The organism is Mesorhizobium sp. B2-4-12 (assembly GCF_006441575.1).
GTDB lineage: Bacteria > Pseudomonadota > Alphaproteobacteria > Rhizobiales > Rhizobiaceae > Mesorhizobium.
This window is the reverse complement of record NZ_VFVC01000084.1, coordinates 1-10,304: the sequence shown is the minus strand read 5'-3', so window position 1 is coordinate 10,304 and position 10,304 is coordinate 1. Positions and strand designations below refer to the sequence as shown.

General features: G+C 61.6%; 8 protein-coding genes. 3 read left to right on the top strand and 5 right to left on the bottom strand.

Features of this window, described 5'->3' with window-relative positions; all coding sequences use genetic code 11:
* Window positions 1-157 precede the first annotated feature (157 nt).
* Entirely contained in the window at window positions 158-1,162 is a 1,005-nt protein-coding gene (locus FJ934_RS27345; protein WP_140613519.1) for a cytochrome d ubiquinol oxidase subunit II, read from the top strand.
* A gap of 170 nt (window positions 1,163-1,332) precedes the next feature.
* Here the strand turns inward: FJ934_RS27345 and msrA are convergent, their stop codons facing one another.
* The 4 genes from msrA to FJ934_RS27325 form a co-directional block, all read right to left on the bottom strand.
* Window positions 1,333-2,073, bottom strand: a complete 741-nt coding sequence (gene msrA, locus FJ934_RS27340; protein ID WP_140613518.1) for a peptide-methionine (S)-S-oxide reductase MsrA — start codon at window positions 2,071-2,073, stop codon at window positions 1,333-1,335.
* A 180-nt stretch (window positions 2,074-2,253) separates the two neighbouring features.
* Entirely contained in the window at window positions 2,254-2,577 is a 324-nt protein-coding gene (locus tag FJ934_RS27335; RefSeq protein WP_140613517.1) for a hypothetical protein, read from the bottom strand.
* Between the two features lie 109 nt (window positions 2,578-2,686).
* Window positions 2,687-3,385, bottom strand: coding sequence for a DUF1223 domain-containing protein (locus FJ934_RS27330; RefSeq protein WP_140613516.1), 699 nt, complete (start codon window positions 3,383-3,385; stop codon window positions 2,687-2,689).
* 311 nt (window positions 3,386-3,696) lie between these two features.
* Window positions 3,697-4,746: a pilus assembly protein TadG-related protein gene (locus FJ934_RS27325; protein ID WP_140613515.1), complete on the bottom strand. Its 1,050-nt coding sequence runs from the start codon at window positions 4,744-4,746 to the stop codon at window positions 3,697-3,699.
* Between the two features lie 208 nt (window positions 4,747-4,954).
* Between FJ934_RS27325 and lepA the strand changes: the two genes are divergently transcribed.
* On the top strand, window positions 4,955-6,760 hold the full coding sequence (gene lepA, locus FJ934_RS27320) for a translation elongation factor 4 (protein ID WP_140613514.1): 1,806 nt from the start codon (window positions 4,955-4,957) through the stop codon (window positions 6,758-6,760).
* Window positions 6,761-6,820: 60 nt separating this feature from the next.
* Here lepA and FJ934_RS27315 read toward each other — a convergent pair whose 3' ends face one another.
* Window positions 6,821-8,779: an ATP-binding protein gene (locus FJ934_RS27315; protein ID WP_140613513.1), complete on the bottom strand. Its 1,959-nt coding sequence runs from the start codon at window positions 8,777-8,779 to the stop codon at window positions 6,821-6,823.
* 562 nt (window positions 8,780-9,341) lie between these two features.
* Between FJ934_RS27315 and FJ934_RS28195 the strand changes: the two genes are divergently transcribed.
* Entirely contained in the window at window positions 9,342-9,854 is a 513-nt protein-coding gene (locus FJ934_RS28195) for a hypothetical protein (RefSeq protein WP_181165795.1), read from the top strand.
* The last annotated feature ends 450 nt before the right edge of the window (window positions 9,855-10,304 follow it).

Sequence of the window (10,304 nt, the reverse complement as noted above, 5' to 3'; positions counted from 1 at the left end):
AGGGCGCCGGCGTTGCGGCCAGCCCCCTTCTCCCCGTCCCTATACGAGGAGAAGGTGCCGGCAGGCGGATGAGGGGCCGCCCTGATTTCGACAATCCGGCGCAAGCGAATGCCCTGGAGACAGAGGGTAGAACGGCTCTGGCGGTGAGGAGAAAAAGATGACCTACGACTGGCCAACCCTGCTGCCGCTGATCTTCGCCGGCCTGATGGGCCTCGCCATCCTGATCTATGTCATTCTCGACGGCTTCGATCTCGGCATCGGCATCCTGTTCGCCGCGGCGGAAGACACCGAGCAGGACACGATGATCGCGGCGATCGGTCCGTTCTGGGACGCCAACGAGACCTGGCTGGTGCTGGCCGTCGGCCTGCTGCTGGTCGCCTTCCCGATGGCGCATGGCGTCATCCTGACCGCGCTCTACATTCCGGTCTTCGTGCTGCTGGTCGGGCTGATCCTGCGCGGCGTCGCCTTCGACTTCCGCGCCAAGGTGCCGACCGAGCGCAAGCACCGCTGGAACCGCATCTTCTTCCTCGGCTCGGTCATCGCCTCGCTGGCGCAGGGTTACATGCTGGGCGTCTATGTGCTCGGCCTCGATGTCGGCCCGGGCGGCGTGGCGTTCGGCGTGCTGGTGGCCTTATGCCTGGCAGCCGCCTATGCGGCGATGGGTGCGGCCTGGGTGATCTACAAGACCGAAGGCGCGCTGCAGAGGAAGGCGGTGCGCTGGCTGCGCACCACCCTGGTGCTGACCGCGCTCGGCATGGCCGCCGTATCGCTGGCGACACCCTTCGCCAGCCCGCGCATCTTCGACAAATGGTTCGTCTGGCCCGAGATGCTGTACCTGTCGCCGCTGCCGATCCTGTCGGCGCTGCTGTTCCTGTGGCTGTGGCGGCAGACCTTCCACCTGCCCAGGCCCGACGACCGCCATGCGCTGACGCCGTTCCTGACGCTGGCCGGCATCTTCGTGCTGGGCTTTGCCGGCCTCGCCTGGTCGTTCTACCCGTTCGTGGTGCCCGACCGGCTGACCATCTGGCAGGCGGCGTCGGCACCCGAAAGCCTGGCCATCATCCTGGTGGGCACGGTGGTGGTGCTGCCGATCATCATCTTCTATTCGTTCTATGCCTATCGCGTGTTCGGCGGCAAGGCGACGGATCTGACCTACGATTGAGGGAAATCTCCCCCTCGAGGGGGAGATGGCCGGCAGGCCAGAGGGGGTCGGCTCGACCGGGTTCGGCCTCCCGCGGCGGATGGAGGCTAGCGCTCCACGCGCGGCGACCCCCTCTGTCGCCTTCGGCGACATCTTCCCCTCAAGGGGGGAGATAACGCGCCTCAGGGGCTCTAATTGCTCGCCGACAGCACCAGCACCGGCTTTTCGCTGTACAGCGCCGGGAACAGCGTCTTCAGGTTCGCCACCTTGGGAAGGTCGTTGTAGACGATGTAGGGATAGGTCGGGTTCAGCGTCAAAAAGTCCTGGTGGTAGTTCTCGGCCGGATAGAAGGTCTTGCCGGTCTCAAGCGTGGTGACGATCGGCTCGGGGAACACCTTGGCCTTGTCGAGCTGGGCGATGTAGCTCTCGGCAATCTTCTTCTGCGCGTCGTTTTCGGCGAAGATCGTCGATCGGTACTGGGTGCCTGAGTCCGGTCCCTGGTAATTGAGCTGCGTCGGATTGTGGGCGACCGAGAAATAGACCTGCAGCAGCTGGCCGTAAGTGACCTTCGAGGGGTCATAGGTGATCTCGACGGATTCGGCATGCCCGGTGCGGCCGGTGCCGACCGTCTCGTAGACGGCGTTTTCCTTCGAGCCGCCAGTGTAGCCGGAGACGGCCCTGGTGACGCCCTTGACGTGCTGGAACACCCCCTGCACGCCCCAGAAGCAGCCGCCGGCGAAGATCGCCGTCTCGGTGCCGCCAGCGGCCTTTTCGTCCATGGCCGGCGGCGGGATCTTCACCGCGTCCTCGGCGGAAACCGCCGGCGTCAGCCAGAAGGCGGCGCCGGCGGCGGCCAGGACGAGCGCGGCCAGCGCGCCCCTGACAAGGCCGGTCGAAACAAGGCCGGTCGAACGGTTCTTGATATTGGTCATGGTTGCACTCCTCATGGCTTCCACAGGGATCAGTCTATTGGATCGGGTAGGTCGGCGCGATGCACGAGTTGCGGCGGAAGCTCACATTCGTGTGCGCCGGCGCCGGCATCCCGGGTAGAATGACCGCCCCTGACCTTGGACAGGGAACGGCCATGGCCAGGGACGGCCGGGAGCCGTGGCCTAGTTGGCCGGAGCCGTCGTCCCCATCGCGTCCGCCGGCTTCATCGCGTCCGTCGCCGGCTTCATGGCATCGGCGGGCTTCATCGCGTCGGCTGGTTTCATGGCATCCGTCGCGGGCTTCATGGCGTCGGTGGCCATCGGGTCAGCCGGCTTCATGGCGTCGGTTGCCGGTTTCATGGCGTCCGCCGCCGGCGCCATCGCGTCCGTGGCCGGCTTCATGGCGTTGGGGGCGTCGTCGGCGCGGGCGATGCCGCCGGCCAGCAGCGCCGTCGAGCAGAGGGCGAGGGCGAGCGCGGGCAGCGTCAGGCGGGAAAGAACGATCATGATGGTCTCCTTGGCTTGGTCGTTGAGGGGGGATGGCGGCTCTGTCGGCCGCCGGCATTGGCGGCGCCGCAACGGCGGCGTCGCGCAATCTCGTTTGAAAGTGTGGGGGCTAGTTCGTGGTGGCGGCCAGGATCGGGCCGCCGCCCGGCGATTGCACCAGCACAGCCGTGCTGAGGCCGCCGGACGCCGCGGGCAGCGCATAGGTGGCGGCATCGCCGCTCCAGCTGCCGAGCTTTTGCAGCGCATGCACGACATTGGCGTGCGGCAAGGTGCGGCCGGTGTTTTCGCCGCGCGCCACCGGCACCTGGACGACACCCCTGGCATAGCGCACCAGCCAGACATCGGCCTTGCCGCCCGGGGCCGGGCCGGCGCCGATCACGACCTTGCCGCCGTCGAGCGACAGCGACGGACCGCCGGTCTTGCCTGTGGCGGTGATCAGATGTTCGATCTCGCCCGGTGCGGCGCCGACGACATCGGCATGGCCGTTGACCACCACTTGCGGCGTGAACGGCCCGTCATGGCCAAGCGGCGGCTCGTAGGAAACCTGGCGCTGGGTGAACTCCTGCTTCCCGAACGTGTCCTTCCAGCCGAGATAGTCCCAGTAGGTGACATTGAAGGACAGCGCCAGCACGCCGGGCTGGTCCTTGACCTTGATGAGATTGGCGTTGGCCGGCGGGCAGGACGAGCAGCCCTGGCTGGTGAACAGCTCGACCACGGTGAGCGGCTGGGCTTGCGCCGCCCCGAGCGTGGCCGCGAGCGCAAGCGCGCCGGACAATGCGATGAATTTGCTGCGCCTGGACTGCGACATCGGCTTGCTCCGTGGGGGACGGCGTTCGGTTGCGCCGGTCATATCCCCACTTCGCCGCCATTTGCCGCTTCGTTACAGAGCTCACCGGTTCGTGATCGAGGCGCCTCTTCCTTCTCCCCCAAAGATTGGCGCAGGCGCTCGCGGCAGCCGATCTCCCCCCTTGATGGGGAGATGGCCGGCAGGCCAGAGGGGGTCGGTTCGACCGGGCTCGGCCTTATCTGCGCCATGAGCGGAGTTGGCGCTCCACGCGCGGCAACCCCCCTCTGTCACCTTCGGCGACATCTCCCCCTCGAGGGGGGAGATCGGCAGCCTTACTGCGTCAGCACCGTGTTCGAGGGCCGCTGGTTGAAGTCGCACTTGCCGGAGACGGTGTAGAAGAAGTCCGCATTGGAGACTGGCGCCGGCACCGGACTGCCGCCGTCTTCCCAGGCCTGGTTGCTGGACTGGTTGCAAGGGACGGCGGAGAAGATGTCGACCTTTTGCCCGGTCGGCACTTCGACGCCGTCGATATAGAGCCGGTTGGAGGTGGTCGGATCATTCGTGGTGAGATATTGCGGCTTCCCCGATGGCACATACATCTGCATGTAGAGGCCACCCATCTGGCTGACGTCGATTGACGCGCCGGCGCCGTTGGCCGGGTACATCGTATCGACACAGTAATATTTCGTGCCGCTCGCATCCTGCTTGAGGGTCACGCCGGCGGGTGGGATGTTGCCGACGGTGCACACCTGCTTCTGGGCCACCGTGGTGACGGTCTTGCCGGTTGAATCGGTCGTCAGGACGCTGGTGGTGGTGGTGCCATAGCCTTTCGGATCTCCGGTCTTGCCATAGGTGTAGTCGATCGTCATCAGCGGCTTGGCCACCGTCGCCCCTAACTGCGTGCCGTAGAGCGTCATCGTCTTGTTCCACCAGCCCGACGCCCCGGTTACCTTAAAGTTCGCCTGCACCAGCGACGGCGGCTTGCTGACCGCCGAGGCGACGGCGATCGGTACGGTGTCAATCCTGGCGATGGTCATGAAAACGGTGGGCATGGCGAAACTTGCCGTGGCCCGCGCGGTGGTGGCGGTGGCGGTGGTGCCAGCCACGAAGCTGTTCAGCGTCGCCGTTCCCTGTCCACCGTTGGCAAGGAAGGTATCCTGCAGCACCTGCTGGCGCTGCGGCAGCGTCGAGGCGGTATCCATGGTGGTGATCGACAGGATCGCGGCATCCAGCGCCTGCTGCTGATTGGACCTGATCTGTACGGCCGACGTATAATCGACGGCAAAGCCGGCGACGGTGATCAGCGGCACCGTACACAGGAAGAACAGCGGCATGATGGAGCCGCTGCGGGAGCGGGCAAACCCGCTTGCAACATTGCGCATTTCTGACCCCCGAAACACATGAGCGGCCGTGCGAATACCATGCCGCCGACAACCAAGGTCTAATGCGATCGTTTAAAATTTATGCATCCCAGGCCGTCAGGCCCGGATTTTCGATTTTTCCGGCAATGCTCACCGCTTCGTGATCGCCAGGGCAGCCCTTGCGCCGCAAGCCTTGCCGCCGATTGCCGCCCCTGCTAAAGCGCCCGGCATGAGCACGCCCCTCGACCACATCCGCAATTTCTCCATCGTCGCCCATATCGACCATGGCAAATCCACGCTTGCCGACCGCCTGATCCAGCTGACCGGCGGGCTGGAGGCGCGCGACATGAAGGAGCAGGTGCTGGACTCGATGGACATCGAGCGCGAGCGCGGCATCACCATCAAGGCGCAGACCGTGCGGCTGAAATACCGTGCCTTGAACGGCGAGGACTATATCCTCAACCTGATCGATACGCCCGGCCATGTCGATTTCGCCTATGAAGTGTCGCGGTCGCTGGCCGCCTGCGAGGGCTCGCTGCTGGTGGTCGACGCCTCCCAGGGCGTCGAGGCGCAGACGCTCGCCAATGTCTACCAGGCGATCGACAACAACCACGAGATCGTCGTGGTGCTGAACAAGGTCGACCTGCCGGCCGCCGAGCCAGAGCGCATCCGCGAGCAGGTCGAGGAGGTGATCGGCATCGACGCCTCCAACGCCGTGCTGATCTCGGCCAAGACCGGTCTTGGCATTCCCGACGTGCTGGAGGCAATCGTCCACCAGCTGCCGCCGCCGCGCGAGGGCGACGCCACCGCGCCGTTGAAGGCCATGCTGGTCGACAGCTGGTACGACGCCTATCTCGGCGTCATCGTGCTGGTGCGCATCATCGACGGCGTGCTGAAGAAGGGCCAGACCATCCGCATGATGGGCACCGGCGCCAAGTACCTGGTCGAGCGCACCGGCGTGTTCACGCCCGCCCGCGTCAATGTCGACGAGCTTGGCCCCGGCGAGTTCGGTTTCTTCACCGGCTCGATCAAGGAAGTGGCCGACACCCGCGTCGGCGACACCATCACCGAGGACAAGCGCCAGACCGCGCATGCCCTGCCCGGCTTCAAGCCGGCGCAGCCGGTGGTGTTCTGCGGCCTGTTTCCGGTCGACGCCGCCGATTTCGAGGATCTGCGCGCCGCCGTCGGCAAACTGCGCCTCAACGACGCCAGCTTCTCTTATGAAATGGAAACCTCCGCCGCGCTCGGCTTCGGCTATCGCTGCGGCTTCCTTGGCCTCTTACATCTCGAAATCATCCAGGAGCGGCTGGAGCGCGAGTTCAACCTCGACCTCATCGCCACCGCGCCCTCCGTCGTCTACCGGCTGCTCCTCAATGACGGCTCGATGAAGGAGCTGCACAACCCGGCCGACATGCCCGACGTGGTCAAGATCTCGGCCATCGAGGAGCCATGGATCCGCGCCACCATCCTGACGCCCGACGACTATCTCGGCGGCATATTGAAGCTCTGCCAGGACCGGCGCGGCATCCAGGTCGACCTCTCCTATGTCGGCAAGCGCGCCATGCTCACCTATGATCTGCCGCTCAACGAAGTCGTCTTCGACTTCTACGACCGGCTGAAGTCGATCTCCAAGGGCTACGCCTCCTTCGACTACCACTTGACCGACTATCGCGAGGGGGACCTGGTGAAGATGTCGATCCTGGTCAATGAGGAGCCGGTCGACGCGCTGTCGATGCTGGTGCACCGCACGGCGGCGGAAAAGCGCGGCCGCCAGATGGTCGAGAAGCTGAAGGAGCTGATCCCGCACCACCTGTTCAAGATCCCGATCCAGGCCGCGATCGGCGGCAAGGTCATCGCCCGCGAAACCATCTCGGCGCTGCGCAAGGACGTGACGGCAAAGTGCTACGGCGGCGATGTCTCGCGCAAACGCAAGCTGCTCGACAAGCAGAAAGAGGGCAAGAAGCGGATGCGGCAGTTTGGGAAGGTGGATATTCCGCAGGAGGCGTTTATCCAGGCGCTGAAGATGGGAGATTGAGAAGCCGGTTGGCGCTTGGTACTAGAAGTGAGAGATAGTCGGATGTCTCTCCGCGTCTAACTATTCGGCCGCTTGTGGGATAAAATCTGGATAGATTTCGTTTAGATAGTGAACTGCATCATCGTCAGTAATAGCGATATTCAACTTATCTTTCACAAATTGATGTCGGGTTATGCAATCGTGTAAAATTTGGCCCCAGGTCTTGACCCAGACTCGGCCGCGGCCTTCTTTAAAAATATGCGCGCATCCCGCTGGACGATCACTTGAGTTGACTAGAGTATCTAAATCCTCCGCCACATCTGTTCCGATCAGCCAAAACGACCACTCGACATTCGTCTTGTTATATCTGGCGTCTTTCATGATCGTATTTGCGTACCGCATCAATTGGGCGAAGTCAGTGTGACTCAGAGATTTACTAGCCCGCTTTAGCTCGACAATAAGATGATGGTCATCATCGCGGCCACTTCGTTTGTTGGTTTGACAGAGCATCAGGTCGATTCTGGCATTCTTGCCGCCGACGGGGAGCACCGGCTCAAGCATACGCGCGTCCATCTTCAGTCGCTTAAGATGCTCACGAAGCGCATTCGTAAGCGATGACTCCGATTGCCCAAGCGTGAACTCCTCGCCAAAAAGCCAAGGGTTGCGTTCCACAATTTGATGAATGTGTTGGCGTTCCTTCATAGTTGCTTTTGTATCGTCGGAACAGACGAGCGACCTCAAGCCGATCGCAGTATTCATGCGATGCCCAACGAAGGACACTGCATCCAAAATATCTGAAAGTTTTGTTTTATCCAAAAGCATAGAGAACTGCTTTTGCTTCTCTTTAGACAAGCCAAGAACCTCCGATAGGAGCTTAGAAAGTTCCTGCGGACGTTCTTCAATGGCTTCTCGCAATAGTCGAAATGACAGCGCCTTAGTGACTCTACTTTGCTCGTCGAATCCCTTAGCATGATCGTGAATTGTTACGGCACACATGTTGAATATGCGTTTGGCTTGTTTTGTAACGGGAGATGTTTCGTCGTCGTGAAAAGGATATACGGCTTCATTCTTCCACTTTTGAATTAAAGAAGATGCCTTTTCTTTCTCTCTCTTGCGAAAATAGGCAGACAGGTACTCTCTAGCTTCTCTGAGGAGCCTAGCTAGACCTTCCTCCATATCTACGTCGGCCAGGGAAGCTGCTTGAAGTTCGCTAAAATGAGAGCTCTTAAGATAAGCTCCGAAGTCAAACCCCGGGGCCCTGACCTCTGGAGCGCGTTCCGAAAAAGTGAACCCTGTTTCGTCGCAGAGGTACAGGGCTCGACCAAGAGGGGCACTCCATTCTATCACCTCGAGGCTGGCCCTAACTTCCTCCCCCCCGGAAAGAATATACGGACCTAGGTGAGCCTCACTGGAACGCAGCACTATTTTCTGTACGTCGATAGCGGTTCCATCGTAGGTCACTGAGACTGAGCGATACTTGTTCAGATAAGGTGCAAACACCCGCGAAAGTTCGTCTGTGCGAGAGGGTGTAAAAAAGTGCTCAACCCTGGGGAACACATTGTCGATGGTCACTACCGTGCCGGCGACATTTTCGCTCGACGCGATAATGTCGCTGACTAGAAATTGACCAAGGGAACCATGGCTTGCGGTAATATTATATGCCCTGAGGTCGTCTCCGTCTTTGTACGTAGTTGACCAAGTCACCATTTCTCCGAGCGAAAGTGCTCGAAAACGACCCTCCCCGTTTCGTCCTTGGAGTAGCCTTTGCTCTTCGCGAGATCGTGTAGCCTTAAGTTTCCAGGAATTACCGAGTTGAGAAAATAGATGCTGCTCGGATGCGTAAGGAATTCCAGAACCGTCATCGGAGAAGATGACACGAGTTACCGCGCCCAGAGAATTCCGCTTAATCGATATTTTTATCTGGTTCGCGTCAGCGTCAAACGCGTTCGAAACAATTTCAGCTACAGCACGAATTGGAGCTCCTGAGATGAGACGTTTCCAAAAATCCTGCTGAGCTTTGACCTCAATTGTCTCGGACATGAGCTTTTCCGTCAGTTCCCCAAGTGTCCGGATATTACCTAACGTGATCTGAAGCGCCAGAGGATCATTCTACTGGCACGCCAACAAAGTGGCCGTTGGACAGCGATTGCGTCGCGGTCGGCTTATGAATCGACACTTAGCCGCAGCCGCAACGAACGCAGCTACGCGGAGGCGAGAGTAGTCAGAATCGTTTGAGCTGCAACTGCAAAACCCGCAAACAACGCCGCAAGAGAATTTATGAGAGCCACGCGTTTGTGTCTAAACACTATGAATTTGTCTGGTCCGACTTGATATGCGACGTCCCCGTCATCTCCTCGGGTACCAAGCTCTCTGACAATCTCTGTCGAGAAATAGCTTGACGCAAACCAAAGAGCCGCGCTCACCAAGCCACATCCGAGCGCCGTCCAGGTCAGAATGGTATCCATTGTGCTCCCCGTTTATCTTTCTCGAAGAGAGAATCAGACGCGCAGCGCAGCGACAAGAAAAATACATCAAGCTGAACCAGTCCCTTCATGGTCTTCCTGCTCTGGCGTATACTCTCCGTGGCTTGGGGAGACATCACATGCGCTCCACTTCTGACACTGCCGCCGCGATCGGCCTCGCCATCGGCGGCATCTTCGGCCTTGCCGGCACCTTCGTCGCGAGCGCTCCGCTGCGCGAAACGTTCTGGGCAATCGACGGCGTGGCGCTGGTGGTGGCGACGGCGCTGCTCACGATGAAATACCAGCGGCTGGGCAATGATTGCGTGGCCGCGGGCTTCCTGACCTTCCTGGCCGGCGAAAGCCTGCTCTTGTCGGGTAATGCGGCGGGGCTCGAGGCCAGCGTGCCCTCCTATGCCGGCGGCATCTCGCTTTGGGCGGCGGCGCTGATCATGGTCAGCGTGCCCAGCACTTTCGCGCTGTGGATGCGGTTCACCGCGTTCATTGCCGCCGCGCTGTTCCTGGCCTCGGTGGGCATGGTGCAGTGGGGCACGCTCCTGCTGCCGACCTCCGCGCCGCTGCCCGCGGTAGGCTATCCCTTCCTGGTGGCGACCTTTGCTGGTTGGATCTGGACGCTGGTGAAGCCGGCGCGGTGAGACCATGTCGGCGCTGCTCAAAATCCGCAACAGCGCGTGCAGCAGCATGACGAATGTCGGCGCCGCCCCTCACCTGCCTGCCGGCATCCTCTCCCCGTAAAGGACGGGGAGGGGGGCGCTCGTCGCCGATTTCGCCAATCGCCAACGTTGAAAGGTGGAGCCGGCGTTGCGGCCAGCTATTCTCTCCCCGTCCCTATACGGGGAGAGATGTCCGGCAGGACAGTGAGGGGCGGCGCGACGTCCGGGGGGAGCACGCCCTTGCTAGCCCCTGCCCGCCGCCGGCTATCCGTTCCTGGTGGCGACCTTTGCCGGTTGGATCTGGACGCTGCTGAGGCCTGCGCGGTGAGAGCGCGTCGGCGCTGCTCAAAATCCGCAGCGCGTGCAGCAGCATGACGAATGTCGGCGCCGCCCCTCACCTGCCTGCCGGCATCCTCTCCCCGTAAAGGACGG

What these genes read in the sequence shown, in the direction of transcription:
- FJ934_RS27345 (WP_140613519.1), top strand. Translation starts at nt 158, where the DNA reads ATGACCTACGACTGGCCAACCCTGCTGCCGCTGATCTTCGCCGGCCTG.
- msrA (WP_140613518.1), bottom strand. Translation starts at nt 2,073, where the DNA reads ATGACCAATATCAAGAACCGTTCGACCGGCCTTGTTTCGACCGGCCTT.
- FJ934_RS27335 (WP_140613517.1), bottom strand. Translation starts at nt 2,577, where the DNA reads ATGATCGTTCTTTCCCGCCTGACGCTGCCCGCGCTCGCCCTCGCCCTC.
- FJ934_RS27330 (WP_140613516.1), bottom strand. Translation starts at nt 3,385, where the DNA reads ATGTCGCAGTCCAGGCGCAGCAAATTCATCGCATTGTCCGGCGCGCTT.
- FJ934_RS27325 (WP_140613515.1), bottom strand. Translation starts at nt 4,746, where the DNA reads ATGCGCAATGTTGCAAGCGGGTTTGCCCGCTCCCGCAGCGGCTCCATC.
- lepA (WP_140613514.1), top strand. Translation starts at nt 4,955, where the DNA reads ATGAGCACGCCCCTCGACCACATCCGCAATTTCTCCATCGTCGCCCAT.
- FJ934_RS27315 (WP_140613513.1), bottom strand. Translation starts at nt 8,779, where the DNA reads ATGTCCGAGACAATTGAGGTCAAAGCTCAGCAGGATTTTTGGAAACGT.
- FJ934_RS28195 (WP_181165795.1), top strand. Translation starts at nt 9,342, where the DNA reads ATGCGCTCCACTTCTGACACTGCCGCCGCGATCGGCCTCGCCATCGGC.